Here is a 26,834-nt window from a genome sequence, read left to right as displayed (position 1 = left end):
TCGCCGCCGCGCTGGGTGACGTACTCCCCGCGAAGGGGCACGGCGACCAAGAGGCGCTGCGGACCCTCGTCCACACCCTCGCCGCAGGAGCCGCCGACCCCGCCGACCCCCTGTGCGCCGCCCACCTGCACGGCCCGCCCCTCGCCGTCTCGGCCGCCGCCGACCTCGCCGCCTCGGCCCTCAACCCCTCCCTCGACTCCTGGGACCAGGCCCCCGCCGCCTCCGCGATCGAGGCCCTCCTCACCCGGGCCCTCGCCGGCGAGTTCTACGACACCCCCCGCCCCGACGCCCTCGTCACCACCGGCGGCACCGAAGCCAACCAGCTCGCCCTGCTCCTCGCCCGCGAACGCCACGGGCCGCACCTGACCGTCCTCCACGGCGCCAACGCCCACCACTCCGTCCCCCGCGCCGCCTGGCTCCTCGGCCTGCCCGCCGCCACCTCCCTGCCCACCCCCGCCGGCACCCTCGACCCGGCCCGCCTCGCCGAAGCCCTCGCCGCCACCACCGGGCCGGTCCTCGTCACCGCCACCGCCGGCACCACCGACGCCGGGCTCATCGACCCGCTCGAACCCATCGCCGACCTGTGCGAGCGCCACGGCGCCGACCTCCACGTCGACGCCGCGTACGGCGGCCTCCTCGCCCTCAGCCCCCGCCACCGCCCCCGCCTCGCAGGCCTGGCCCGCGCCCGCTCCCTCACCGTCGACCTGCACAAACTCGGCTGGCAGCCCGTGGCCGCAGGCCTGCTCGCCGTCCCCGACACCGCCCTGCTGGCCCCCCTCGCCCACCAGGCCGACTACCTCAACGCCCCCGACGACACCGAAGCGGGCCTGCCCGACCTCCTCGGCCGCTCCCTGCGCACCACCCGCCGCCCCGACGCCCTCAAGATCGCCGTCACCCTGCGCTCACTGGGCCGCGACGGCCTCGCCCACCTCATCGACCGCACCTGCGAACTCGCCCAGTACCTCGCCCGCCTCCTCGACGCACACCCCCGCTTCGAACTGCACGCACCCCCCACCATCAGCACCGTCCTCTTCCGCCCCACCCACACCGACGACACCGGCCTCGCCGCCCTGCGCCGCACCCTCCTGCACGCGGGCCACGCCGTACTCGGCCGCGCCACCGCCGACGGCCGCCTCTGGCTCAAGGCCACCCTGCTCAACCCCCACACCACCCCACGGGACCTCGACACCCTCGTCACCCTCCTGGAAGGCAGCAGCCACCGATGACCGCCCAGCTCGACGCACCCCACGACCTCGTCGGAATCGGCATCGGCCCCTTCAACCTGTCCCTCGCAGCCCTCGCCCAAGGCCTGCCGGACCAAGGGGCCGGAGAACTCGCCACCGCCTTCTACGACCAGCGCCACGACTTCCGCTGGCACCCGGGGCTGCTCATCGACGGGACCACGCTCCAAGTCCCCTTCCTCGCCGACCTCGTCACCCTCGCCAACCCCACCAGCCCCTGGACCTTCCTCAACTACCTCCGGCACAAGGAACGTCTGTTCCCCTTCTACTTCGCCGAGCAGTTCCACATCCAGCGCGCCGAGTACGACGCCTACTGCCGCTGGGTCGCCGGACGCCTGCCCGGACTCCACTTCGGCCACCAGGTCGACGCCGTCCGCTGGAACCCCGAACGCGACCTCTTCGAAGTCGACTACACCCAGCTCGACACCGACGGCGAAGCCGTGGCCCTCGGCCGCACCTACACCCGCAGCCTCGCCCTCGGCATCGGCACCGCCCCCTACGTCCCCGAACCCCTGCGCCCCCTCGCCGAGGCCCCGACCGTCCCCGTCATCCACTCCGCCGACTACCTCGACAACCGCCGGCGCATCCTCGGCGCCGAACACGTCACGGTGATCGGCTCCGGCCAGTCCGGAGCCGAGATCTTCCTCGACCTGCTCCGCTCCCGCCCCGCCGGCCGCGAACGCCTCACCTGGCTCGCCCGCACGCCGTCCTTCGCGCCCATGGAGTACTCGAAGCTGGGCCTGGAACACTTCACGCCCGACTACACCCGCTACTTCCACGCCCTGCCCGAACCGGTGCGCGACCAGCTCGTCCCCGCGCAGTGGCAGCTCCACAAGGGCATCGACGCCGGCACCATCGCCGCCATCCACGAGGAGCTCTACCGGCGCACCCTCGACGGCGGCTGGCCCGACGCGGTGCTGACCCCCGGCGTCAGCGTCCGCACCGCGGGCCGCGTCGCCACCACCAAGGTCGAACTCCACCTCGACCACGCCCAGCAGGGCACCCGCTCCCGGCTCACCACCGACGCGGTCGTCCTCGCCACCGGCTACCGCGAGCGCCCGCTCACCGGCCTCCTCGCCGGCCTCGACCCGTACCTGCGCAAGGACTCCTCCGGCCGGCCCCGGATCGACGAACGCCACCGCATGATCCTCGACCCCAGCGTCACCGGCAGCATCTTCGTCCAGAACGGCGAACGCCACAGCCACGGCGTCGGAGCCCCCGACCTCGGACTCGCCGCCTGGCGCAGCGCCGCCATCCTGAACACCCTCACCGGCAAGGAGCCCTACCCGCAGCCCGCCCGCACGGCCTTCACCACCTTCGGCCTCGAACAGGCGGAGCACACCCGCCCCCGCCCGGCGGGCGAGCTCCGCCCCCTCGTCGACCACCCCTGAACCGTCCCGGCGCCCGGCGACCGGACCCTGCACACCCCCCACCCCGCCCCTGCACGCCGCGAGGCCGGCACCCGGGGCGGGAACATTCCCGGTACAACCATCGGGACGGGCCGAACGTCTCTTCTGTCGAAGAAACGTTTCCAGGGGGTTTTGTCTGTGAAGTTTTCCCGGATCGCCGCAGTGGTGACCACCGCTGCCCTTGCTCCGGCCGTCCTCATGGCCTCACCGGCGTTCGCCGCCGGCTCCGACGCGCCGGCCGCCGGCAAGCAGCCGGCGCCGACCGCGCCCGACCAGGCCGTGCCCGACCACACCGCGCCCGCGCCCGACCAGGGCGAAGAGGACCGCAAGACCATCCTCGCGATCATCGCCGACCCGATGGCCAGCGAGTACATGAAGGAAGCCGGCCGCAAGGCCATCGCCGACGGCCCGCAGGCCATGCGGAAGTTCATCGAAGTCGACCAGCACAAGATCCGCATGGACGACTACCGCATCGCGATCCTCCGCCTCCTCCAGAACGCCGGACCCGGCCTGAAGGAGGGCATCAACAAGATCCTCGACACCGGCGACACCATCGAGAAGCTGCGCCACTTCTACGACGTCACCCAGCACGAGCTGCGCGACGACGACAACAAGGTCGAGATCTCCCGACTGATCGGCACCGGCGGCCCGGCCGTGAAGGAAGCCGGCAAGAAGGCACTCAAGGGGACCCCCGCCGACCGCGCGCAGTTCCTGAAGACCGGCCGGTTCCTCGCCCAGGCCTCGGACGACCGGGTCGAACTGGCCCGCATCGACGAAAGCTGGGACGGCCCGATCCTCAGCGAGGCGATCGGCAAGCTCCTGAACGGATCGCCCACCCCGGCCGAGCTGCGCCACTTCCTGGAAGTGACCCAGTACGAGCTGCGCGACCAGGACAACCGCGTCGCCATCGCCAAGATCATCGACGGGGGCGGTCCGGAACTCGTCAAGGCGGGCCGCGCCGCGCTCGCGGGCACCGCCGCGGACCGCACCGAGTTCCTGAAGACGGGCCAGCACGAGGCCCGCGCCAAGGACCAGGCCGCCAAGGACAAGGAGAAGCCCACCCCCGGCAAGGACGGCAAGGGCGGCGACGCCAAGGGCGACGGTTCCGCCGCGGGCTCCGGCACCGGCGCCACCACCGGCAACACCGCCACCACCGCCCAGGGCCGCACCGGCGCCCCCCTCGCCACCACGGGCGCGGGCGACCAGACCACCCTGATCGCCGGCGGCGCGGGCACCGCGCTCGTCGCGGGAGCCGGACTGATGCTCGCCGCCCGGATGCGCCGCGCCGGCGCGAAGGGCTGACCGCACCCGCACCCCAAAGGGTGGCCGGCCGCGGCACACCGCGACCGGCCACCCCGCCGGCCGCGGAACACCGCCGACCGGCCACCCGCCGGACTAGAACACCGCGACCCCGCCGCGGGTCAGCTTCCAGTCCACCGAGGCGAACTGCGCCGGGTCGATCGTGCCCTTCGCCTTCACCCACTGGATGATCGTGTTGCGGATCTCCTCCGAGTTCGCCCACAACTGCTTGGCCTGCGGCACGTGCGGGAAGTTCCCGCCGCCCGACGCCCGGTAGTTGTTCACCGCCAGCACGAACCGCGCCGCCGGATCCACCGGCTTGCCCTGGAACGACAGCCCGGAGATCCGCAAACCGGCCGGCTGCGCCACGTCGATGTCGTACGACAGCCCGTACACGGCGTCGTAGTTGTAGTCCGGGATGTTCTCGGCGTTCGTCAGCTTCGCCGGGTCCACCGGGGCGCCCGCGGCCGTCTGCACGTAGTACCGCGCCGAGAACTCCAGGTAGTCCTTCAGCTGCGCACCCGTCAGCAGCCGCGCCTCAAGGGTGTTCTCGAACGGGTACAGCCCCGCCGCGTCCTTGATCGTCACCTGCCCGGCGGGGATCGCCGCCGTCCGGGAGAAGCAGGAGGCCTGCGACAGCACCGGCAGCGCCGCCCACTCCGTACCGGCCAGTGCCCCCTTCACCGTCTCCGCCTGCACGTGGTTGATCAGGTCGATGATCGCGACGTCCTTGACCGGGCCCTCCGCCGAGGACATCGCCTGCGTCGAGGTGCCGATCACCTGGTTGACGTACGCCACGACCTTGCGGTGCTCGTCCGACAGCAGCCGGGTGATCTTCGGGTCCTCGGCGACCGTGTTGGAGTTCAGCACCCGGGCCGAGACCTTCGCCACCGACCAGCAGCCCTTCGACCACGTCAGCTCGAAGTCGAACAGCGTCAGGCGCTGTCCCCACTTCAGCGGCTCCGACAGGACCACGTCCTTGCCGGTCGCCTTGTTCTTCACCCGGTACTCGGGGATCTCCGTGTGCGCGTGCCCGACCAGGATCGCGTCGATCCCCGGCACCTGCTCCGCCACCAGACCCGCCGCGTTCTCGACGTACGGCAGTTGGTCACCGTACGAGGACGTGCCGCTCGAACCGGAGTGCGCGGACACGATCACCACGTCCGCACCCATGGAGCGCAGCCTGGGCACGTACTTCGCCGCCTGCTCCTCCAGCCCGGGGAAGGTCATCTTGCCCTGGACGTTCGCCTTGTCCCAGATGGCGATGCCCGGGTTCGTCAGCCCCAGCACGGCCACCTTCACGTCCCGCCCGTGCGGGGTGCGCAGCCGGTGCATGCTGTACGGCGCGAAGGCGGGGCGCAGCGTCTTCGCGTCGAGCGCGTTCGCGCCGAGGAGCGGGAAGTCGCACTGCTCCTCGAACTTGCGCAGCACCGGGATGCCGTAGTTGAACTCGTGGTTGCCGAGCGCGGCGGCGTCGTAGCCGATCGCGTTCATCGCCTGCGCCATCGGGTGGACCGGACCGCGGCGCGCGGTGATCGGGTCCACCTTCGCGTAGTAGTACGACAGCTGCGTGCCCTGGATCGTGTCACCGGCGTCGATCAGCAGGGTGTTGCGGCGCCCCTTCTGCGCGCGCACCTGGTCCACGAGCGTCGAGATCTTGGCGAGGCCGACGTCGTTGTGCGCCTTGTCGTCGAACTCCTTGTCGGTGAAGTAGTCCCAGTTGAAAACGTTTCCGTGCAGATCGGTCGTACCCATCACCGTGAACGCGTACGTGTGCTGCCGCTCCTGCGCGGACCCCTCGGCCGCCGCGGCCGGAGTGCCCGCGGCCCCCGTCAGCGCGACGGCCGCCCCCGTCGCGGCCGAGGTGCCCAGGAACTTCCTACGGTCGAACGCCATGCCATCTCCCCTTATCGGCGTGAACAACGCGCGTAGATTCTGACCGATGGGTTCGAGGCGCAACACCCCCGGCCGGTGCGGATGTCTTGACGCGGCACCGGCATGAGCCTTCAATCAAGCATTGAACTAAGGCAGTTGAGGTGATAGCCCCCACCTGAAGTGATGTGATGTCATGCTCATGCGAACCACCTGGCACCGTCGCACCGTACTCGGCGCCCTCGCCCTGCTCTGCTGGAGCGGCCTCGCCGCCCCGCCCACCGGCGCCGCGCAACCCCCCACCACCGCCGCCGCGACCGCCGCCGCGGCCACCTTCTCCGACGAATTCGACGGACCGGCCGGAGCGGCCGCCGACCCCGCCAAATGGCAGACCGAGACCGGCGACAACGTCAACAACCACGAACGGCAGTACTACACGGCGGGCAACCGCAACGCCGCCCTCGACGGCCAGGGCCACCTCGTGATCACCGCCCGCCGCGAGAACCCCGCCAACTACACCTGCTGGTACGGGCGATGCGAGTACACCTCCGCCCGGCTCAACACCTCCGGCCGCTTCACCCAGGCGTACGGACACGTAGAAGCCAGGCTCAAGATCCCGCGCGGCCAGGGGATGTGGCCCGCGTTCTGGATGCTCGGCAACGACATCGGCCAGGTCGGCTGGCCGAACTCCGGCGAGATCGACGTCATGGAGAACGTCGGATTCGAACCCTCCACCATCCACGGAACGATCCACGGACCCGGATACTCCGGATCCGGCGGCATCGGTGCCGCCTACACCCTCCCCGGCGGCCAGGCCTTCGCCGACGCCTTCCACACCTTCGCCGTCGACTGGGCCCCCGACTCCATCAGCTGGTCCGTCGACGGCGCCGTCTACCAGCGCCGCACCCCCGCCGACCTCGGCGGCCGCACCTGGGCCTTCAACAAGCCGTTCTTCCTCATCCTCAACCTCGCCGTCGGCGGCTACTGGCCCGGCGACCCCGACGGCTCCACCACCTTCCCCCAGCAGCTCGTCGTCGACCACGTACGGGTCACCACCTCCGACACCGGAACCGGCCGCACCGGCCCCATCACCGGCCTCGCCGGCAAATGCGTCGACGTCGCCGGCGCGAACCCCGCCAACGGCACCCCCGTCCAGCTCTACGACTGCAACGGCACCCCCGCCCAGCAATGGACCCTCGCCGCCGACGGAACCCTGCGAGCCCTCGGCAAATGCCTCGACGTGACGAGCGGCGGCACCGCCGACGGCACCCCCGTCCAGCTCTACGACTGCAACGGCACCCCCGCACAACGCTGGGCCCTGCCCGCCGCCCGCGACATCGTCAACCCGCAAGCCGACAAATGCCTCGACGTCGCAGGCAACAACCCGGCCAACGCGACCCGCCTGCAGATATGGACCTGCGGCGGCGGCCCCAACCAGAAGTGGAACCTTCCTTAACTGACCCGAGTCCTGCCCGGCCCGCCACGCCGGGCAGGTCTCCCCGCACGCCGGGCAGGTCTCCCCGCACACCGGGCAAACTCGGCACCACCTCCGAGCCGCCCTCCGCGACGCGCTGGACACATCCACGGGCCACACCCCCGGCGACAATGCGACAGTGAAACCATGACCCAGGACTCCACACCCCAGCCCTACGGAACCCCCGAAGTCCCCCGCGTCGCCGTACGCGGCGAAGCCCGCCTCGAGGTCGACCCCGAAATCGCCCGCATCGGCATCACCGTCACCGCTCGCGGCACGGACCGGCGCACCGCACTCGAAGACCTCACCCGCCGCAACAACACCGTCCTCGACCTCGTCAAGAGCTACGGCGACGCCGTGGAGAAACTCGAAACCGGCGCCTTCTCCATCAACCCCGAACTCACCCGCCACGGCCGCGCCGAACGCATCCGCGCCTACCACGGCACCGTCCACATCACCGCCGAACTCAGCGACTTCACCGCCCTCGGCGAACTCACCACCCGCCTCGCCGACCTCGAACTCACCAGCGTCGACGGCCCCTGGTGGGCCCTGCGCCCCACCTCACCCGCCCACGGCGAAGCCCGCCGCCAAGCCGTACTCGAAGCCGTCCAACGCGCCCGCGAATACGCCGGCGCCCTCGGAGCCCAACTCGCCGCCCTCGTCGAACTGGCCGACCTCGGCGCCGAAAACGCCCCCGCCTACCCGCCCGCCCCCGGCGGCGGCATGCGCACCATGGCCTTCAGCGCCTCCGAGGAAACCGCCCCGCCCCTCGACCTCGAACCCCAGCGCCAAACCGTGTACGCCCAGGTGAACGCCCGATTCACCATGACCCCGCCCCAGCTGTGACCACCCCCGCCCCGGCCCCCGCAGGCGCCCGCGCCTGGACCCTCGAACCCCTGCGCGCCGACCACGCCCCCGCGCTCCTCGACTTCGAACGCCGCAACCGCGCCTACTTCGCCCGCACCGTCCCCGACCGCGGCGACGCCTACTTCACCGACTTCGCCGCACGCCACCACGCCCTGCTCGCCGAACAGGACACCGGCCTGTCCCGCTTCCACCTCCTCGTCACCCGCGGGGGAGCGGTGGCCGGCCGCGTGAACCTCGTGGACATCGAGGACGCCGGCGCCGAACTCGGCTATCGCATCGGCGAAAGCGCCGCCGGCCGCGGCCTGGCCACCGCCGCGGTCGCCGAAATCTGCCGCATTGCGCAGCACACGTACGGGCTCACCCGGCTCACCGCCGTCACCACCCTCGACAACCCCGGCTCCCTCACCGTGCTCCGGCGCAACGGATTCACCCGGGTGGAGGGCATGACCCTCGACGGCCGCCCCGGCATCCGCCACGAGCGCCCGCTCACCCCCGCGAACTGACCGAAAAAACGTGCACCGGCCACCCCCCGGGGGTGCTCATCAGAGCACCCCCATGCACATTCAACAATTGTCAACAACCTTTCGCCCAAAGGTTGTTGAGTGGACACCCGGAACCAATTTCCTACTGCCTGGTAGGGGCATACGCTCGCCCCATGCGCCGAGCAAAAATCGTATGTACCCTGGGCCCCGCCACCGACTCATACGACCAGATCAAAGCCCTGGTCGAAGCCGGAATGGACATCGCCCGCCTCAACCTCAGCCACGGCACCTACGCCGAACACGAGGAGCGCTACCAGCGCGTACGCAAAGCCTCCGACGAAACCGGCCGCAGCGTCGGCGTCCTCGCAGACCTTCAAGGCCCGAAGATCCGCCTCGGCCGATTCGCCGAAGGCCCCGTACTCCTTGAACGCGGCGACGAATTCACCATCACCGTCGAAGACCTCGAAGGCGACCGCCACACCTGCGGAACCACCTACAAGGGCCTCGCCACCGACGTCACCACCGGCGAACGCATCCTCGTCGACGACGGCCGCGTCACCCTCGAAGTCACCGCCGTCGACGGCCCCCGCGTCCAGACCCTCGTCATCGAAGGCGGCATGGTCTCCGACCACAAGGGACTCAACCTCCCCGGCGTCGCCGTCTCCGTCCCCGCCCTCTCCGAGAAGGACATCGACGACCTCCGCTGGGCCCTGCGCACCGGCGCCGACGTCATCGCCCTCTCCTTCGTCCGCAGCGGCCGCGACATCGCGGACGTCCACCGCATCATGGACGAGGAAGGCCGCCGCCTCCCCGTCATCGCGAAAATCGAAAAGCCGCAAGCCGTCGAGAACATCGACGACATCGTCGCCGCCTTCGACGGCATCATGGTCGCCCGCGGCGACCTCGGCGTCGAAATGCCCCTCGAACAGGTCCCCATCGTCCAAAAGCGCGCCGTCAAACTGGCCAAGCGCAACGCCAAGCCCGTCATCGTCGCGACCCAGATGCTCGACTCGATGATCGACAACTCCCGGCCCACCCGCGCCGAAGCCTCCGACGTGGCCAACGCCATCATCGACGGCACCGACGCCGTCATGCTCTCCGGCGAGACCAGCGTCGGCAAATACCCCATCGAAACCGTGAAGACGATGTCCCGCATCGTCGAAGCCGCCGAAGAGGACATCCTCGCCAAGGGCCTCCCCCCGCTCACCGAACGCAGCAAGCCCCGCACCCAAGGCGGAGCCGTCGCCCGCGCAGCCGCCGAGATGGGCGACTTCCTCGGCGCCAAGTTCCTCGTCGCCTTCACCCAGAGCGGCGACACCGTCCGCCGCCTCTCCCGCTACCGCTCACCCATCCCCCTCCTCGCCTTCACCCCCGACCCCGCCACCCGCTCCCAGCTCAACCTCACCTGGGGCGTAGAAACCTTCCTCGGCCCCCACGTCGACTCCACCGACGCCATGGTCGCCCAGGTCGAGGAAGAACTCCTGCGCATCGGCCGCTGCGTACCCGGCGACATCGTCGTCATCACCGCCGGCTCGCCCCCCGGAGTCACCGGCTCCACCAACCTGGTCCGCGTCCACCACATCGGCGACCCGGTCCGCTGACCCGCAGGCAGTCCCCCCGCGTCGGGCGCCGCCCGACGCGGCCACGGCCTCGCGCGGCCCGCCTAGTACTTCGGCCCGATGTGGGCGTCCATGAGCGCGACGGAGGCCTTGCGGGCGACGGAGACGTTGTACGGCTTCCCGTGCCGTGTGCAGTTCGTCCACACGACCCCGAGCCGGTCGAGCGTGTCCGTGAACAACCCCCGGATGTCGTCGGAGACGTTGGTGAACCAGTAGCGGGGGTACTCGTACCGCTTGCCGTTGCGCACGGTCCAGTTCGTCAGCCGGCATCCATCCGAGTGGATCAATCCTCGGACGAACTCCCAGGGGTGCTGCTCCACGATCTCCTGCTGCCAGGGTGCGAGGGCTATGAGCCGCTCGTGCTTCCTGCCCGGGCCATGCTGCGGGAACATGCAGGGCAGGTGGGTCGAGTAGACCTTGATGTTGTGGGCCCCCTTCACGCGGACCCTGCAGGTCGAATGGCGGGGGAACACCGCCTTGAGCGCCGCCTCCGCTTCGTCCTGGATGCCGGGCCAGTGGTCGTCCAGGGTGATCATGAGGCTCCAGGTTCGGTGCCCGGAGTAGCGGCTGATGTGGCCGTCGCCCAAATAAAGGCCCAGAAGGTACGCGTAGGCAAGACGGTCCAGAGGCACACCGTCACACCGAGCGCAGTCGCGCGCGCGTCGGCCCGGACACTCTCCACGCTTGGCCCGGTCCTTGTGCTTCCAGTAGCCGACTGTGCCGAGGGGTACGTTCAGCTGTCGGGCCACGTCGGCGTTCTTGGTTCCGCCACGCAGGAGGGAGAGGGCGGCTTGTCGTATTTCGAAGCTGTGGAACTCCATGAGTCAACTGTGTGTCACCGCTCATGGCCGTGCGTAGCAAAAAAGCGAACGTTCACGCGAAGGTGAACGTCCGCTTTTCGGACAAGTGCCGGGTATGGGATTCGAACCCACACGTCCTTTCGGACAGAGGTGTTTGAGACCTCCGCGTCAGCCAGTTGCGCCAACCCGGCAATGTTGCTGGTCGGAGTGTACCGGGTGACCGGCGCGCACTGCAGCTAGGTAGGCTCATCCAAGCAGCACCGCCCCGCAACGAGGAGCCATCGTGACCGCCGAGCACGAGTCGACGCCCACGCCCGACGCCGACCAGTCGCACGTTCCGCCGCTGACGACGCGCGTCGTCATCGCCGAGGACGAGGCGCTCATCCGTCTCGACCTCAAGGAGATGCTCGAAGAAGAGGGCTACTCCGTCGTCGGCGAGGCCGGGGACGGCCAGACGGCCGTCGAGCTGGCCCGTGAGCACCGGCCCGACCTGGTCATCCTGGACGTGAAGATGCCCGTCCTGGACGGGATCTCCGCGGCCGAGAAGATCGCGGAGGAGTCCATCGCCCCCGTACTGATGCTCACCGCGTTCTCGCAGCGCGACCTCGTGGAGCGGGCGCGGGACGCCGGGGCCATGGCGTACCTGGTGAAGCCGTTCAGCAAGAGCGACGTCGTACCGGCCATCGAGATGGCGGTGTCGCGGTTCGCGGAGCTGAAGGCGCTGGAGAAGGAGGTCGCGGACCTCTCGCTGCGGCTGGAGACGCGCAAGCTCGTCGACCGGGCCAAGAGCATCCTGCAGACGCAGTACGGGCTGACCGAGCCGGCCGCCTTCCGGTGGATCCAGAAGACGTCGATGGACCGCCGCATGTCGATGCAGCAGGTCGCGGAGGCGGTCATCGAGGACGCCGAGGAGAAGAAGAACGCCGCGAAGTAGTCCGCGCGTCCGTGCGTCCGTGCGGACGTACGCACCTACGCGTGAGGCCCGCCACCGTTCCCGGTGGCGGGCCTCACGCGTGTGCGGGGGAGCTCAGTCCTCGCCGAGGTAGGCCTTGCGGACGTCCTCGTTGTGCAGGAGCTCCTGGCCGGAGCCGCTGAGCACGATCTTGCCGATCTCCATCACGTGGGCCTGGTCGGCCAGCGAGAGGGCGGCCTGGGCGTTCTGCTCGACGAGCAGGATGGTGGTCCCGGTGGCCTTGAGTTCGGCGATGGTCGCCATGATCTTCTGCATCATGAGGGGGGAGAGGCCCATGGAGGGCTCGTCCAGCATGAGCAGCTTGGGGCGGGACATGAGGGCCCGGCCCATGGCGAGCATCTGCTGCTCGCCGCCCGAGAGGGTGCCGGCGGCCTGCTTCCGGCGTTCGCCCAGGATGGGGAACATCTCGTAGGCGCGCTCGACGTCCTTTTCGATGCCCTCCTTGTCGGTGCGCAGGAAGGCGCCGAGCTGGAGGTTCTCGGCGATCGTCAGCCGGGGGAAGATGTGGCGTCCCTCGGGGGAGTGGGCGAGACCCAGGGAGACGATCTTGTGGGCGGGGACTTGTGCGAGCGGCTTGCCGTCGAAGGTGACGGTGCCGCCGACGGGCTTGAGGAGGCCGGAGAGGGTGCGCAGGGTGGTGGTCTTGCCGGCGCCGTTGGTGCCGACGAGGCAGACGATCTCGCCCTCGTTGACCTCGAAGGAGATGCCCTTGACGGCTTCGATCTTGCCGTAGGCGACCTTGAGGTCCTTGACCTCGAGCAGTGCGGTCACTTGGCCTCTCCGTCCTTGCTGGTGGTGCTGTCCGAGTCGGCGGCCGGTCCGGCGGCCGGTTCGGTGGCCGGTGCCGGTTCGGCGGCCGGGGCCGGGGCCGGCTCGGCGTCCGCTGCCGGGTCGGTGTCCGGCTCGGCGTCCGCTGCCGCGTCGGTCTCGGCTGCCGCCGGTGCCTCGGTGGCCGTCTCGGTGCCGGCCGCCGCGTTCTGCTCGGCGGCTTCGACCTCGGCGGCTTCGGCCGCGCCCGGGTCGCCTTCGAAGGGCTCTCCGAGGTAGGCGGCGATGACGCGCTCGTCGCCCTGGACCTCGGCCGCGGTGCCCTCGATGAGCTTCTCGCCCTGGACGAGGCAGGCGACGCGGTCGCAGAGGTTGAAGATGAAGCGCATGTCGTGCTCGATGACGAGTACGGCGATGCCCATGTCCCGGATGGCGAAGATGAGTTCTTCGGCCGCGCGGGTCTCCTGCGGGTTCATGCCGGCGGTGGGCTCGTCCAGGAGGATGAGGCCGGGGTCGCTGGCGAGGGCGCGGGCGATCTCCAGCTTGCGCTGCTCGCCGTAGGGGAGGTTCTTGGCGAGGTGCTGGGCTTTCTTCTCCAGGCCGATGAACTCCAGGAGTTCCATCGCCCGTGCCTCGCTGGCGGCTTCGGCCTTCTTGAAGCCGGGGCCGCGCAGGAGGGCGGACCAGAGGCCTTCCTTGGTGCGGGTGTGGCGTCCGACGAGGACGTTCTCCAGCACGGTCATGTTGTGGAAGAGCCGGATGTTCTGGAAGGTGCGGGCGATGCCGGCGCTGGTGACCAGGTGGGGCTTGGGCGGCAGGACCGTGCCCTTGTAGCTGACGGTGCCCTCGGTGGGGACGTACAGCCCGGTGAGGCAGTTGAAGAAGGTGGTCTTGCCGGCGCCGTTGGGGCCGATGAGGCCGACGATCTCGCCCGCGTTGACCTTGAGGTCCACGCCCTTGACGGCGGTGAGGCCGCCGAAGCGCATGGTGACGCCGCTGGCTTCGAGGACGGTGGTCGTCGCCGTGGTGGTGGTGTCTGTGGTGGTGGTCATGGTGTTCACGCACCCGCCTTGGCGGTGGCCAGGTCCGTGGGGGCCTGGTCAGCGGTGTCGTCGTGGTACTCGAGCTGCGCGCGCTTGTTGGCGATGAGGCCTTCGGGGCGGAAGCGCATGAGCAGGATGAGGGCGATGCCGAACGCGAGGAGCTGGTAGTCCTGGAGGAAGGCCAGCTTCGCGGGGATCAGGAAGAGCAGTGCGGCGCCGAGGATGGGGCCGCGGATGGTGCCCATGCCGCCGAGGATGACGGCGGCGAGGAGGAACGCGGAGTTCGGCGGGACGGGCCCGGCGAAGACGTAGTTCTCGGGGACGACCGTGCTGTTGACGTGTGCCTGGACGGTGCCGGCGAGGCCGGCGAGGGTGGCGCCGAGGGCGAAGGCGATGAGCTTGACCTTGAAGCCGTTGATGCCCATGGCTTCGGCGGCGGTCTCGTCCTCGCGGATGGCGACCCAGGCGCGGCCGATGCGGCTGTTGCCGGCGCGGGCGAAGACCAGGATGACGAGCGCCATCACGAGCAGCATCAGGAAGTAGTAGTTGGCGTAGGCGCCGAGGACGATGCCGCCGACGTTGTGCGACTCCCCGAAGTTCCACCCGAAGAGTTCGAGGTGGGGGATGTTGGGGATGCCGTTGGGGCCGTTGGTGATGTCGGGGCCGGAGGTGCCGTCGAGGTTGCCCATGGCGATGCGGAAGATTTCTCCGAAGCCGAGGGTGACGATGGCGAGGTAGTCGCCGCGCAGGCGCAGGGTCGGGGCTCCGATGACCACGCCGAAGATGAGCGAGGCGAGGGCGCCGACGATGACCGCTGCCCAGAAGGGGAGCTGGAAGCCGAAGGCGGAGGCGGTGCTTCCGGAGACCAGGGCCGCGGCGTAGGCGCCGACGCCGAGGAAGGCGACGTAACCGAGGTCGAGGAGGCCGGCGAGGCCGACGACGACGTTGAGGCCGAGGGCGACGGTCGCGAAGATCAGGATGTTCACCGCGATGAGCGTGTACGTGTCGCCGCTCTGTTGGATGAACGGGAAGGTGATCGCGGCGGCCGCGCTGGCGATGAGGGTGACCTGGCGGTGCTTGGCGGTGATGAGGCCGAGCCGGTCGAGGAGGCCGGACTTGAGCAGGGCGAGCGCTGCGGCGCCGACGGTGATCATGTAGGCGACGAAGAGCTGCGGCTCCTTGTCGTCGGTGTCGATGCCGTAGGTGATGACGAAGAGGCCGACGGCGAAGACGCCTGCGATGATCAGGATCTCGGCCCAGGACGGCAGCTTCTTGGCGGGGGCCGCCTTGTGGCTGTCGTCGGTGAGCTTGAGCGAGAGCAGGGCCGGGGCGAGCGAGCCGATGAAGGCGACGTAGGCGCCGGGTTCGAGGTGGACGACCCCGCCGAGGACGACGGTGATGGCGACGACCGTGAACCCGGTGGCCAGGAAGTTGCCGAAGGCCAGGAACTGGAGGGCCTTGCGGGAGCCCGTGGGGGCGAGCCAGCCGAGGCCCTTCACGCCGAGCGCGGAAAGCGCGTAGAGCAGGGTGAGGAGGGCTCCGGCGAGGCTGACGAACTGGATGGGGGCCGGGCTGCCGTAGTAGGTGAGGTCACCGGGGAACTCGGCGGTCCAGGTCCAGGCGAGGAAGGCGCTGACGACGGTCAGCAGGCTTCCGCCGATGATCCCGTAGAGGAGTGCGGTGCGGGAGAGGCCGGCGCTGGCGCTGGCTTCGCCTTCGAGCGGGAGGGTTGCTTCGTTGGTCATGGTTCTCACGCCCGATCCGCGACGCGCTCACCGAGCAGGCCTTGTGGCCGCACGAGGAGGACGACGATGAGGAGTACGAACGCCCAGACGTTGGACCAGGCTCCACCGCCGAGCTGCGACATGCCGGGGATGTCTTCGATGTAGGCGATCGACAGGGCTTCGGCGAGGCCGAGGACGACGCCGCCGACCATGGCTCCGTAGATGTTGCCGATGCCGCCGAGGACGGCTGCGGTGAAGGCCTTGAGGCCGAGGATGAAGCCCATCTCGAAGTTGATCTGGCCCTTGTCGAGGCCGTAGGCGACGGCGGCGACGGCGGCGAACGCGGCACCGATGGCGAAGGCCATGACGATGATGCGGTCGGTGTTGATGCCCATCAGCTTCGCGGTGTCGGGGTCCTGCGCGGTGGCCTGCATGGCGCGGCCGCTGCGGCTCTTCTGGACGAAGATGCCGAGGGCGAGCATGCAGAGGGGGGCGAGGATGAGGACGAAGAGGTCGGCGCGCTGGATGGACAGGCTGTCGGTGATCTTGAAGGCTTCGCCCTTGAACTCGGGGAAGCTGACGGCCTTCTTGGCGTCCGGGTAGAACTGCCAGACGAGCTGCTGGAGCGCGATCGAGAGGCCGATTGCGGTGATGAGGGGGGCGAGCCGGGGAGCGCTGCGCAGGGGACGGTACGCGAAGCGTTCGGCTGCGGTGGCTACGGCGACGGAGGCGAGTGCGCCTCCGACGATCATGACGGGGATCGCGATCAGCAGGGAGGTGCCGGTCGGGAGGGCGGTGTAGGCGGTGAGCGCGCCGAAGCCGCCGATCATGAAGATCTCGCCGTGGGCGAAGTTGATGAGCTGGACGATGCCGTAGACCATGGTGTACCCGATGGCTATGAGGCCATAAAGGGCACCGAGGGCAAGGCCGTTGGCCAGCTGTTGCGGCAGTTCGTGCACCGCAGGGCCTCCGATGAGCGTGTCGGATAAGACTCCGCGCGAGGGCGCTGTTGCGCCCTCGCGCGGTGGGTTTGGTTCAGGTGAGGCTGGTGTAGCGGGGTCCTACGGGATTACTGGTTGAACGTGTCGCTCTTGACGTCGACCCACTTGCCGCCCTCGACCTTGTAGACCGTGAGCTGCTTGTTGGTGGTGTCGCCGTACTCGTCGAAGGCGACCTTGCCGGTCACGCCTTCGAAGGACACCTTGCCGAGGGCCTCGACGACCTTGGCGCGGGCGTCGGTGGGGAGCTTGCCGCCGTTGGCGGCGACGACGGCCTTGACGGCCTGGACGACGGACCAGCCGGCGTCGTAGGAGTAGCCGCCGTAGGCCGCGTACGGGTCCTTGTAGCCGCCGGCCTGGTAGTCGGCGATGAAGGTCTTGGCGGTGGGCAGCTTCTCGACCGGGTAGCCGATCGAGGTGGAGAGGTCGCCCTCGTTGGCCTCGCCGGAGGCGGTGATGAAGGCGGGGTCCTGGATGCCGTCGCCGCCCATGAGCGGGATGTTCGCTCCGGCCTTCTTGACCTGGTCGGCGAGGAGGCCGCCCTCGGGGTACTGGCCGCCGAAGTAGACGGAGTCGGCGCCGGAGGCCTTGACCTTGTCGGCGGTGGAGGAGAAGTCGGTCTCCTTCACGGTGACGTGGTCGGTGCCGACGACCTCGCCGCCGAGCTTCTTGAACTCGTCGGAGAAGATCGCGGCGAGGCCGGCGCCGTAGGTCTGCTTGTCGTCGACGACGAAGACCTTCTTCTTGCCGGCGTCCTTGAAGAGGTACTGGGCGGCGAACTTGCCCTGGACCACGTCGGTGGCGGCGGTGCGGAAGTAGGTCTTGAAGGGGCGCTTGAACTCGCCCTTGCCCCAGTTGTCGCCCTGGCTGAGCGCGGGGTTGGTGTTGGCGGGGGAGACCTGCGCGAGGTTGGCGGAGGCGAAGACGCCCTGCATCTGCTGCGCGACGCCGGAGTTCAGCGGGCCGACGACGCCGACGACGTCCTTGTTGCCGACGAGCTTGGTGGCGTTGGCCTGGCCGGAGGCGGGGACCGCCTGGTCGTCGAGGGCTTCGACCTTGAACTCGATCCCGGGGACCTCGTTGTTCTTGTTGGCCGTCTTGGCCGCGAGGTCGACGGAGTTCTTGATGCCCTGGCCGAGCGCGGAGAGCGAGCCGGTGAGGGGGGCGTCCACGCCGATGACGACGACGGTCTTGGAGCCGTCGGCCTTGTCCCCGCCCTTCGCCTCGTCGCGCGAACCGCAAGCGGTGAGGGTCAGTGCTCCCGTGGTGATCACGGTGGTGAGGACGAGCAAAGAACGGTGTCGCACGATTCTTCCTTTCCCTGGCGCGGCCCCCTCATCTGAGGTGCCGTTGGGTCGCCGGGCCGCACTGGGATGTCCACGGCCGTGCTGGGTTGCGCCCTGCGGCGCGGTGACTGGCCGTGACTCTAGGCCGAGGTGGCGAGTGCGGGGAGCAGGGAAAGGATGATGTGACTGTCTTGTTATGACGAGGCCAAGAATGTGTGGCCGGAGTACGGACAACTCGGGCGTTTGGTCACTTCGGGGAATGTCCGCATGGTGAGAATTCCCCGTTCCCCTAAGGGGCTTGAGGGGTTCATGCTCCTGTCATTGATCAAAAGGGGCGGATTGTCGCTGGCTGTGCCCGAAAGAATCCGGCGGGTGGCATTCCGCCGGGGAAAAAGGGGATTCTGTGGGGCGTCGGCATTACTGAGGGTAATTCTTCCCCTTGATCCACTTCGGGTGGATCGATCTTGGTCCGGGGCGCCGAACCCCCGCGACCCTGCGGATCGGGTCCGCGTCGCCGGGCGACCGGAAGTCGGACAGCGCACGCGGGATTCCGGTCATCCGGGCGGGCTCGGGGGCCGCCAGTTCTCGGAGCTCCAGGTTGCCCCGTTCTGTTCGGCGCAGCGCTGCGCAACGAACCGGTCGACGAGCTCAAGTGCCTTGTCCAGACCGGCAGTTCGCTGCTCTTCGCGGCCTGCCGCGACGGCGTCCTCGTGGATCTTGTACTGGTCGTTGGACATGCCCTTCTGCTCCCAGTCGAGGCCGGCCCACTTGCCGCCCTTGAGGGCTTCTTCGGCCCAGTAGGACACCAGACTTGTGCAGATCTGTGCGGGCGAGGACGGGCTGGAAACGGGCGTTGGCGTGGTCCGCGGGGCGGGTGGGGTGGATGTGGAGCATCCGGACAGGGCGAGCGCCGTCAGGAGTGCGACTCCACCGCAGCGGGCCGCTGTGCGTGGCTGGGTCCCCATGGAGGGAAGGTAGGCCGTCACCTTCGGTGACACAACCGTCGTCACGGGGCCGGGCGCGGACTGGCGGATTCCGGGCGGTTGCCGGGCTCGTACGCGCCGCAGGCCCGGCTCCGGCCCCTTGTACGGGGCGGATCCGGGCCTGCGGGGGCCGGGCTCGTGGGGGTGTGCCTGCGGGGCCGAGCCCGCGGGGCCCGGCCCGCGGGCGGTCAGGCCCCGGCGGAGGCCGGGTCCGCGTCGCGCAGCAGGCAGGTCAGGCGGGCGGTGCACACGCGCCGCTCCTGCTCGTCGCTGATGACGATCTCGTACGTGGCGGTGGAGCGGCCGCGGTGCACGGGGCTCGCGACGCCGGTGACCAGGCCGGAGCGCACGCCGCGGTGGTGGGTGCAGTTCAGGTCCACGCCGACGGCGATCTTCTTGATGCCGCCGTGCATCATGGCGCCGACCGAGCCGAGGGTCTCGGCGAGCACGGCCGAGGCCCCGCCGTGCAGCAGTCCGTACGGCTGGGTGTTGCCCTCGACGGGCATGGTGGCGACGACCCGCTCGGCCGAGGCCTCCAGGATGCGGATGTCCATCCGCTCGCCGAGGTGGCCCGCCGAGAACAGCGAGGGCAGGTCGATGCCCAGGGCCGCGTACTCGTCGAGGACCTCCTGCGGGAACTTCACCGTGTGCTGCTGGCCCATGGGCAGGCTCCGTATCTGTGTCAACGCTCGTTAACCGTCTTGTCCTGAGGTCGTTCTATCAGGCCGGCTCGAAGCGCACGACGACGGACTTGCTGGCGGGGGTGTTGCTGGTGTCCGCGGTGGAGTCGAGCGGGACCAGCACGTTGGTCTCGGGGTAGTAGGCGGCCGCGCAGCCGCGGGCGGTCGGGTAGTGCACGACGCGGAAGCCGGGCGCGCGCCGCTCGACGCCGTCCTTCCACTCGCTGACCAGGTCGGTGTACGAGCCGTCCGCGAGCCCCAGCTCGGCCGCGTCCTCGGGGTGGACCATGACGACGCGGCGGCCGCCGGTGATCCCGCGGTAGCGGTCGTCGAGCCCGTAGATCGTGGTGTTGTACTGGTCGTGGCTGCGCAGGGTCTGCAGCAGCAGCCGGCCCTCGGGGACCTCGGGGTACTCGACGGGGGCGGCGGTGAAGTTGGCCTTGCCGGTCTTGGTGGGAAAGCGGCGCTCGTCGCGCGGGCCGTGCGGGAGGCGGAAGCCCTCGGGGCGGGCCGCGCGGGCGTTGAAGTCCTCGAAGCCGGGGACGACGCGCGAGATCCGGTCGCGGATGGCCGCGTAGTCCTTCTCGAACTCCTCCCACGGGGTCCTCGACCGGTCGCCGAGGACGGCGCGGGCCATGCGGGCGACGATCGCGGGTTCGGAGAGCAGGCGCGGGGAGGCGGGGGCGAGGTTGCCGCGGGAGGCATGGACCATGCCCATCGAGTCCTCGACCGTGACGAACTGCTTGCCGGAGGCCTGTACGTCCTTGTCGGTGCGGCCCAGGGTGGGCAGGATCAGGGCGCGCCGGCCGGTGACCGCGTGGGAGCGGTTGAGCTTGGTGGAGACGTGGACGGTCAGGGAGGCGCGGCGGATCGCGGCCTCGGTGACGGCGGTGTCGGGGGTGGCTCCGACGAAATTGCCGCCCATGGCGAAGAGGACCTTGGCCTTGCCGTCGCGCAGCGCCTCGATGGAGCGGACGACGTCGTAGCCGTGGCCGCGCGGCGAGGTGATCCCGAATTCGCGGTCGAGGGCGTCGAGGAAGGCGGGCGCGGGGCGCTCGAAGATCCCCATGGTGCGGTCGCCCTGCACGTTGGAGTGGCCGCGGACGGGGCAGACGCCGGCGCCGGGGCGGCCGATGTTGCCGCGCAGCAGGAGGAGGTTGACGACCTCGCGGATGGTGGCGACGGAGTGCTTGTGCTGGGTGAGGCCCATGGCCCAGCAGACGATGGTGCGCTGCGAGGCCAGGATCATGGCCAGCGCCCGCTCGATCTCGGGGCGGGTCAGGCCGGTGGCGGTGAGGGTCTCCTGCCAGTCGGCCCGCTTCGCGGTGGCGGCGAGCTCCTCGTAGCCGTGGGTGTGCTCGCGGATGAAGTCCTGGTCGGTGGCGCCCTCGGTCTCGATGACGAGCTTGTTGAGGAGGCGGAAGAGGGCCTGGTCGCCGCCGATGCGGATCTGGAGGAAGAGGTCGTTGAGGGCGGTGCCCTTGAGCATGCCGAGCGGGGTCTGGGGGTTCTTGAACCGCTCCATGCCGGCCTCGGGCAGCGGGTTCACCGAGATGATCTTCGCGCCGGCGGACTTGGCCCGCTCCAGGGCGGAGAGCATGCGCGGGTGGTTGGTGCCGGGGTTCTGCCCGGCGACGATGATCAGGTCGGCTTGGTGGAGGTCTTCGAGGTTGACGCTGCCCTTGCCGATGCCGATCGTCTCGTTCAGCGCGGAGCCCGAGGACTCGTGGCACATGTTGGAGCAGTCGGGCAGGTTGTTGGTGCCGAACTCGCGGGCGAAGAGCTGGAAGAGGAACGCGGCCTCGTTGCTGGTGCGCCCCGAGGTGTAGAAGAGGGCCTCGTCGGGGGAGTCGAGGGCGCGCAGCTCCTCGGCGATGATCTCGAAGGCCCGCTCCCACGGGACGGCCTCGTAGCGGTCGGCGCCTTCGGGCAGGTACATGGGCTCGGTGATGCGGCCCTGCTGGCCCAGCCAGTAGCCGGAGCGGCCGGCGAGGTCGGCCAGGGGGTGCTCGGCGAAGAAGTCCGGGGTGACCCGGCGCAGCGTGGCCTCCTCGGCGACGGCCTTGGCGCCGTTCTCGCAGAACTCGGCGGTGTGCCGCTTGTCGCCCTCGGGCCAGGCGCAGCCCGGGCAGTCGAAGCCGTTCTTCTGGTTGACCTTGAGGAGGGTGCGCGCGGTACGGGCGAGGCCCATCTGCTGCTGCGCGATCCGCAGGGTGTGCCCGATGGCGGGCAGGCCCGCGGCGGCGTGCCGGGGGGGCGCGACCTGCGGCGCGTCCTGGACGGGATCACCTGCGGGCGGCTTGGTGGCCATGTCGCTCCCCTTCGAGCAGTCGAGCATCGCGGCGGCGGCCGCCGCGCACACTTCGCGTACGCGTCCGATCCTGTCACGCCCGGCCGACATCGCCGACGCCGGAATTGTCGGCGGGGCCGCCTAGGATCGGGGGCGTGGCAGAGAACGCATCGAAGAAGACCGACCAGCCGACCGCAGCGGACCGCCCCCGCCTGATGCTCATGGACGGGCACTCCCTGGCGTACCGGGCGTTCTTCGCGCTGCCCGCGGAGAACTTCACGACGGCGACCGGGCAGCCGACGAACGCCATCTACGGCTTCGCGTCGATGCTGGCGAACACGCTGCGCGACGAGGCGCCCACGCATTTCGCGGTGGCCTTCGACGTCTCGCGCAAGACGTGGCGCTCGACGGAGTTCCCCGAGTACAAGGCGAACCGCTCCAAGACCCCCGACGAGTTCAGGGGGCAGGTCGAGCTGATCGGCGAGCTCCTGGACGCGATGAACGTGCCGCGGTTCGCCGTCGACGGCTTCGAGGCCGACGACGTGATCGCCACGCTGGCGACGCAGGCGGAGGCCCTCGGCTTCGAGGTCCTGATCGTCACCGGCGACCGTGACTCCTTCCAGCTCGTCTCCGAGCACACCACCGTGCTGTACCCGACCAAGGGCGTCTCCGAGCTGACCCGGTTCACCCCGGAGAAGGTCGAGGAGAAGTACGGTCTCACCCCGCAGCAGTACCCGGACTTCGCGGCGCTGCGCGGCGACCCGTCGGACAACCTGCCGGGCATCCCGGGCGTCGGCGAGAAGACGGCCGCCAAGTGGATCACCCAGTTCGGGTCGTTCGCGGAGCTCGTCGAGCGGGCCGAGGAGGTCAAGGGCAAGGCCGGGCAGAACTTCCGGGACCACCTGGAGGCCGTGAAGCTCAACCGGGTCCTGACCGAGATGGTCAAGGACGTCGAGCTGCCCAAGGCCGCGGGCGACCTGGAGCGCCTGCCGTACGACCGCTCCGCCGTCACCGGCGTGCTGGACGTACTGGAGATCCGCAACGCCTCGCTGCGCGAGCGGCTGCTCGCCGTGGACCCGGGCGCCGCGCAGGAGGAGGCCCCGGTTCCGGCCGCCGGCGTGGAGCTGGACGCGACCGTGATCGGGACGGGCGAGCTGGCGCCGTGGCTGGCGGCCCACGCGGGCGGTCCGCTGGGCGTCTCCACCGTGGACAGCTGGGCGCTGGGCCAGGGGAACGTCAGCGAGATCGCCCTGGCCGCGGCCGGCGGGGCCGCCGCCTGGTTCGAGCCGTCCGTGCTGGACGAGGCCGACGAGCGGGCCTTCGCGGCCTGGGCCGCCGACCCGGCGCGCCCCAAGGTGGTGCACAACGCCAAGGGCCTGATGCGGGTCTTCCCCGAGCACGGCTGGAGCCTGGCCGGCGTCACCATGGACACCGCGCTCGCCGCCTACCTGGTCAAGCCGGGCCGGCGCTCCTTCGCGCTGGACGTGCTGTCCAACGAGTACCTGCACCGTGAGCTCCAGCCCGCCGCCGCCGACGGCCAGCTGGCCTTCGGAGCCGACGAGACCGCCGAGGCGGAGGCCCTGATGGCGCAGGCCCGCGCCGTCCTGGACCTCGGCGAGGCCTTCACCGGCAAGCTGGAGGAGGTCGGCGCCACGGAGCTGCTCCACGACATGGAGCTGCCCACCTCGGAGCTGCTGGCCCGGATGGAGCGGGCGGGCATCGCCGCCGACCGCGACCACCTGGAGGCCATGGAGCAGCAGTTCGCCGGAGCCGTGCAGCAGGCGGTGAAGGAGGCGCACGCGGCGGTCGGGCACGAGTTCAACCTCGGCTCGCCCAAGCAGCTCCAGGAGGTGTTCTTCGGCGAGCTGGACCTGCCGAAGACGAAGAAGACCAAGACCGGCTACACCACGGACGCGGACGCGCTGGCCTGGCTGGCCACGCAGACCGACCACGAACTCCCGGTGATCATGCTCCGCCACCGGGAGCAGGCCAAGCTGCGCGTCACCGTCGAGGGCCTCGTCAAGACGATCGGCGCCGACGGCCGGGTGCACACCAGCTTCAGCCAGACCGTCGCCGCGACCGGCCGCCTGTCCTCCACCGACCCCAACCTGCAGAACGTGCCGGTGCGCACCGACGAGGGCCGCGCCATCCGCCGCGGGTTCGTCGTCGGCGAGGGCTTCGAATCCCTCATGACCGCCGACTACAGCCAGATCGAGCTGCGCGTCATGGCGCACCTCTCCGAGGACGAGGGCCTGCTGGAGGCGTTCACCTCCGGCGAGGACCTGCACACCACCGTCGCCTCCCAGGTGTTCTCCGTCGAGCGCGACCGGGTCGACGCCGAGATGCGCCGCAAGATCAAGGCCATGTCCTACGGCCTGGCGTACGGGCTGTCGGCCTTCGGCCTCTCCCAGCAGCTGAACATCGACCCGGCCGAGGCGCGGGGCCTGATGGAGACGTACTTCGAGCGGTTCGGCGGGGTCCGCGACTACCTGCACCGCGTGGTCGAGGAGGCCCGGGCCACCGGGTACACCGCGACGGTCTTCGGCCGCCGCCGCTACCTGCCCGACCTCAACAGCGACAACCGCATGCGCCGCGAGTCGGCCGAGCGGATGGCGCTGAACGCCCCGATCCAGGGCACCGCGGCCGACATCGTCAAGGTCGCGATGCTGCGCGTGGACAAGGCGATCACCGAGGCCGGGCTGAAGTCGCGGATGCTGCTCCAGGTCCACGACGAAATCGTCCTGGAGATCGCCCCGGGCGAGCGCAAGAAGGTCGAGGAGCTGGTGCGCCGCGAGATGGCCGCCGCCGTCGAACTCCGCGCCCCGCTGGACGTGTCGGTGGGCGTGGGCGCCGACTGGGAGTCTGCGGCGCACTGAGGTCCCCAGGGCCCCGAGGGTCCTCAGGGCCCCGGAGCCCCGGGAGTTCTTCCGCCGGACGCCCGTCCCCGCAGACCGCTCAGGCGGTGGGGGCGGGCGTTCGCGCGTCCTCGTCCGTACGGGACGGCTCGCGCCGGCGCGCGAGGAGCCGTACGAGGACCCCGTACAGCAGCAGGCCCACGGCGAGTCCCCCGCCCGCGCCGAAGCAGACGGTCGGCACGATGTCGAGCGGGGTGCGGATCCGGTCGTAGAAGGTGAGGAAGCGCAGCACGCGCATCGTCACCCCGACGGCCACGCACACCGTGACCAGCGCGACCGCGCCCAGCAGTTCGGCCCGCCCGAGCGCGGGCACGGCGGCGGGAGCGGCACGGTCGGGCAGGCGGCGCACGGCGGTCACCGTGAACCGGAGCAGGACGCAGGCGGCGAGCGCCGATGTCCCGTACTGCACGTAGGTGTAGAGGGGCAGCCCGTGCGCGAACGGTTCGCCGAGTACGGGCAGCGCGTCCGTCCCCCACCGGTGCGGGTGCGTGAAGCTGTCCCAGACCACGTGCGTGAGGGAGCCGGCGACCGCCGAGAGGTAGAACCACGCCGCGACCCGCGCCGGGCCGCGGCCGCGCCAGGCCTCTCCCCGTACGAAGGCGTACACCCGGCCCTGGCGGCGGCGCGGCAGGAGCGCGACCAGCGGTTCGCGCAGCAGCAGCCAGCACGCCGCGAGCGCGGCGGTCAGCACGGCGTCCGCGGTGAACACCCCGGGCAGCGAGTGCGCGAACGCGCCGTACGTCCAGGCGCCCGAGACGACGGCGTCCGCGAAGTAGAACGTGTCGGGTGCGAACGAGCTGAGGACCAACGCCGACGCGATCAGGGGTCCGCGGGCGCGGCCGGTCCGGCGCACGGCCGGCAGGACGGCCGCCGCGTGGCTGAGGGTGAACGGCATGACACCTCTTCCTTACTTCGGGCCAATGCGCCCCGAACGGTCCGGACAGTATGCGTGAGCTGCCCGGCAGGTGGGGAAGTCGTGAAATCCGGGCTCCGATCGGTGCAGCTTGAAGGGAGTTGACGTAAGGTCACGCCGACGTCGAGGGGGAGGGGACCCGGCTCATGTCGGCAGGCATCGCAAGCGGGCTGCGCAAGACAGGGGCCGCCGCCCTGATCTGCGCACTGGTGGCCGCGGCGCTCACGGCGTCCCAGGCCCCCTCGCGGGAACGGATATCCGCGGCGGACACCGGCGAAGCGGCCGCGCGGCCCGCACCGCCGGAGCAGTCCGCCGCAGACTCCGACTTCCTCACGCAACTCCCGCCCCCGGCAGGCGGGCCGGCGCAGGAGGCCCCGGCCGCCGCACCGCCGTCCCGGCCGGCCGCCGAGGCGGTGGCCGCCCACAACGAACCGCTCGCCATGGGCGGCGGGGAAGGCGCGCAGGGAATCCCCGCGACGGTCCTGGCGGCGTACCGGCTGGCCGAGCGGAAGGTGGGGCAGACCGACCCCGGCTGCGGACTGCGCTGGCAACTCCTCGCGGCGATCGGCAAGGTCGAGTCCGGGCAGGCGCGGGGCGGCCGGGTGGACGCCGCCGGCACCACCCTGCGGCCGATCCTGGGCCCCGTGCTCGACGGCAACGGGTTCGCGGACATCCGCGACACGGACGGCGGACGCTACGACGGCGACGCGGTCCACGACCGGGCGGTCGGCCCGATGCAGTTCATCCCGTCCACGTGGGCGACCTGGGGCCAGGACGCGGACGGCGACGGCCGCCGCAACCCGCACAACGTGTACGACGCTTCGCTGGCGGCCGGCCACTACCTCTGCGCGGGCACCCGCGACCTGCGCGTACCCGCCGACCTGGACCGCGCCGTCCTCTCGTACAACCAGTCCGCGCAGTACCTGCGCACGGTGCGGTCCTGGTTCACGTACTACCTCCAGGGCGCGCACGAGGTCCCGAACGCGGGCGCGGGCCGGCCCCCGGCACCCTCGAAGCAGACACCGACGCCGGCCCCCGCGCCGAAGCCGAGCCCGAGCCCCACGCCGAAGCCGACCCCGGTGCCCACGCCCACCCCGACGCCGGATCCGAAGCCCACGCCGACCTCTTCGGCGACAGCCTGCCGCCCTGGCGGACCATGGGCGACGTCCTCGGCTGCCCTCCGGCCGTCGTGATCACC

The 26,834-nt window shown here is 70.5% G+C and carries 22 protein-coding genes and 1 tRNA gene; 11 read left to right on the top strand and 12 right to left on the bottom strand.

Going from position 1 to position 26,834, the window contains the following annotated elements:
• The 3 genes from ACS04_RS18755 to ACS04_RS18745 form a co-directional block, all read left to right on the top strand.
• The coding region (locus ACS04_RS18755; protein WP_048477801.1) for a pyridoxal phosphate-dependent decarboxylase family protein at window positions 1-1,226 on the top strand (1,226 nt) is incomplete at its 5' end.
• The gene (locus ACS04_RS18750; protein ID WP_048477800.1) at window positions 1,223-2,632 is read left to right on the top strand and encodes a lysine N(6)-hydroxylase/L-ornithine N(5)-oxygenase family protein; all 1,410 of its coding nucleotides are present in this window, start codon (window positions 1,223-1,225) and stop codon (window positions 2,630-2,632) included. The genes ACS04_RS18755 and ACS04_RS18750, both read left to right, overlap by 4 nt.
• Before the next feature lie 156 nt (window positions 2,633-2,788).
• Window positions 2,789-3,952, top strand: a complete 1,164-nt coding sequence (locus tag ACS04_RS18745) for an ALF repeat-containing protein (RefSeq protein ID WP_158977330.1) — start codon at window positions 2,789-2,791, stop codon at window positions 3,950-3,952.
• Window positions 3,953-4,045: 93 nt separating this feature from the next.
• Here ACS04_RS18745 and ACS04_RS18740 read toward each other — a convergent pair whose 3' ends face one another.
• Entirely contained in the window at window positions 4,046-5,845 is a 1,800-nt protein-coding gene (locus ACS04_RS18740; protein WP_048477798.1) for a bifunctional metallophosphatase/5'-nucleotidase, read from the bottom strand.
• 178 nt (window positions 5,846-6,023) lie between these two features.
• Here ACS04_RS18740 and ACS04_RS18735 point away from each other — a divergent pair, with 178 nt between their 5' ends.
• The 4 genes from ACS04_RS18735 (at window position 6,024) to pyk (ending at window position 10,245) form a co-directional block, all read left to right on the top strand.
• Window positions 6,024-7,277, top strand: a complete 1,254-nt coding sequence (locus ACS04_RS18735) for a glycoside hydrolase family 16 protein (protein WP_048477806.1) — start codon at window positions 6,024-6,026, stop codon at window positions 7,275-7,277.
• 165 nt (window positions 7,278-7,442) lie between these two features.
• The gene (locus tag ACS04_RS18730; RefSeq protein ID WP_048477797.1) at window positions 7,443-8,141 is read left to right on the top strand and encodes an SIMPL domain-containing protein; all 699 of its coding nucleotides are present in this window, start codon (window positions 7,443-7,445) and stop codon (window positions 8,139-8,141) included.
• Window positions 8,138-8,665 carry a GNAT family N-acetyltransferase gene (locus tag ACS04_RS18725; RefSeq protein ID WP_048477796.1) on the top strand — a complete coding sequence of 176 codons (528 nt, stop codon included), beginning with the start codon at window positions 8,138-8,140 and terminating at the stop codon, window positions 8,663-8,665. Before ACS04_RS18730 ends, ACS04_RS18725 begins: the two co-directional genes overlap by 4 nt.
• A 152-nt stretch (window positions 8,666-8,817) precedes the next feature.
• Window positions 8,818-10,245 carry a pyruvate kinase gene (gene pyk / locus ACS04_RS18720; RefSeq protein WP_048477795.1) on the top strand — a complete coding sequence of 476 codons (1,428 nt, stop codon included), beginning with the start codon at window positions 8,818-8,820 and terminating at the stop codon, window positions 10,243-10,245.
• Between the two features lie 62 nt (window positions 10,246-10,307).
• On the opposite strand, the gene ACS04_RS18715 is transcribed toward pyk, so the two are convergent.
• Both ACS04_RS18715 and ACS04_RS18710 read right to left on the bottom strand, forming a co-directional pair.
• Window positions 10,308-11,084, bottom strand: a complete 777-nt coding sequence (locus ACS04_RS18715; RefSeq protein WP_048477794.1) for a hypothetical protein — start codon at window positions 11,082-11,084, stop codon at window positions 10,308-10,310.
• 86 nt (window positions 11,085-11,170) lie between these two features.
• A tRNA-Leu gene (locus tag ACS04_RS18710) sits at window positions 11,171-11,254 on the bottom strand.
• Window positions 11,255-11,346: 92 nt separating this feature from the next.
• Between ACS04_RS18710 and ACS04_RS18705 the strand changes: the two genes are divergently transcribed.
• On the top strand, window positions 11,347-11,997 hold the full coding sequence (locus ACS04_RS18705) for an ANTAR domain-containing response regulator (RefSeq protein ID WP_030155829.1): 651 nt from the start codon (window positions 11,347-11,349) through the stop codon (window positions 11,995-11,997).
• Window positions 11,998-12,090: 93 nt separating this feature from the next.
• Here ACS04_RS18705 and ACS04_RS18700 read toward each other — a convergent pair whose 3' ends face one another.
• From ACS04_RS18700 to ACS04_RS18665, 8 genes are all read right to left on the bottom strand, one after another.
• Window positions 12,091-12,807, bottom strand: coding sequence for an ABC transporter ATP-binding protein (locus ACS04_RS18700; RefSeq protein ID WP_048477793.1), 717 nt, complete (start codon window positions 12,805-12,807; stop codon window positions 12,091-12,093).
• Window positions 12,804-13,856: an ABC transporter ATP-binding protein gene (locus ACS04_RS18695; protein WP_048477805.1), complete on the bottom strand. Its 1,053-nt coding sequence runs from the start codon at window positions 13,854-13,856 to the stop codon at window positions 12,804-12,806. Before ACS04_RS18695 ends, ACS04_RS18700 begins: the two co-directional genes overlap by 4 nt.
• A gap of 5 nt (window positions 13,857-13,861) precedes the next feature.
• Window positions 13,862-15,592, bottom strand: coding sequence for a branched-chain amino acid ABC transporter permease (locus tag ACS04_RS18690; protein WP_048477792.1), 1,731 nt, complete (start codon window positions 15,590-15,592; stop codon window positions 13,862-13,864).
• A 5-nt stretch (window positions 15,593-15,597) separates the two neighbouring features.
• Window positions 15,598-16,530, bottom strand: coding sequence for a branched-chain amino acid ABC transporter permease (locus ACS04_RS18685; protein WP_048477791.1), 933 nt, complete (start codon window positions 16,528-16,530; stop codon window positions 15,598-15,600).
• A gap of 110 nt (window positions 16,531-16,640) precedes the next feature.
• Window positions 16,641-17,876: a branched-chain amino acid ABC transporter substrate-binding protein gene (locus ACS04_RS18680; RefSeq protein ID WP_048477790.1), complete on the bottom strand. Its 1,236-nt coding sequence runs from the start codon at window positions 17,874-17,876 to the stop codon at window positions 16,641-16,643.
• A 533-nt stretch (window positions 17,877-18,409) separates the two neighbouring features.
• A complete protein-coding gene (locus ACS04_RS39380) occupies window positions 18,410-18,661 on the bottom strand; it encodes a hypothetical protein (RefSeq protein WP_245236442.1) in 252 nt (83 codons plus the stop codon).
• 365 nt (window positions 18,662-19,026) lie between these two features.
• The gene (locus tag ACS04_RS18670) at window positions 19,027-19,500 is read right to left on the bottom strand and encodes a PaaI family thioesterase (protein ID WP_048477789.1); all 474 of its coding nucleotides are present in this window, start codon (window positions 19,498-19,500) and stop codon (window positions 19,027-19,029) included.
• Between the two features lie 58 nt (window positions 19,501-19,558).
• Window positions 19,559-21,829 carry an FdhF/YdeP family oxidoreductase gene (locus tag ACS04_RS18665; protein ID WP_048477803.1) on the bottom strand — a complete coding sequence of 757 codons (2,271 nt, stop codon included), beginning with the start codon at window positions 21,827-21,829 and terminating at the stop codon, window positions 19,559-19,561.
• Between ACS04_RS18665 and ACS04_RS40050 the strand changes: the two genes are divergently transcribed.
• Both ACS04_RS40050 and polA read left to right on the top strand, forming a co-directional pair.
• A complete protein-coding gene (locus tag ACS04_RS40050) occupies window positions 21,828-21,953 on the top strand; it encodes a hypothetical protein (RefSeq protein WP_280921010.1) in 126 nt (41 codons plus the stop codon). The genes ACS04_RS18665 and ACS04_RS40050 overlap by 2 nt on opposite strands.
• Before the next feature lie 10 nt (window positions 21,954-21,963).
• Window positions 21,964-24,684, top strand: coding sequence for a DNA polymerase I (polA, locus tag ACS04_RS18660; protein WP_048477788.1), 2,721 nt, complete (start codon window positions 21,964-21,966; stop codon window positions 24,682-24,684).
• A 79-nt stretch (window positions 24,685-24,763) separates the two neighbouring features.
• On the opposite strand, the gene ACS04_RS18655 is transcribed toward polA, so the two are convergent.
• Complete coding sequence (locus ACS04_RS18655) at window positions 24,764-25,618, bottom strand: DUF4184 family protein (RefSeq protein WP_048477787.1); 855 nt, start codon at window positions 25,616-25,618, stop codon at window positions 24,764-24,766.
• Between the two features lie 164 nt (window positions 25,619-25,782).
• Between ACS04_RS18655 and ACS04_RS18650 the strand changes: the two genes are divergently transcribed.
• On the top strand, window positions 25,783-26,829 hold the full coding sequence (locus tag ACS04_RS18650) for a lytic murein transglycosylase (RefSeq protein WP_048477802.1): 1,047 nt from the start codon (window positions 25,783-25,785) through the stop codon (window positions 26,827-26,829).
• Window positions 26,830-26,834: the final 5 nt, after the last annotated feature.

It is taken from the genome of Streptomyces roseus (genome assembly GCF_001044425.1).
Classification (GTDB): domain Bacteria; phylum Actinomycetota; class Actinomycetes; order Streptomycetales; family Streptomycetaceae; genus Streptomyces; species Streptomyces roseus.
Note: the sequence above shows the minus strand (reverse complement) of the source record. Positions and strands in the feature narration are given on the sequence as shown.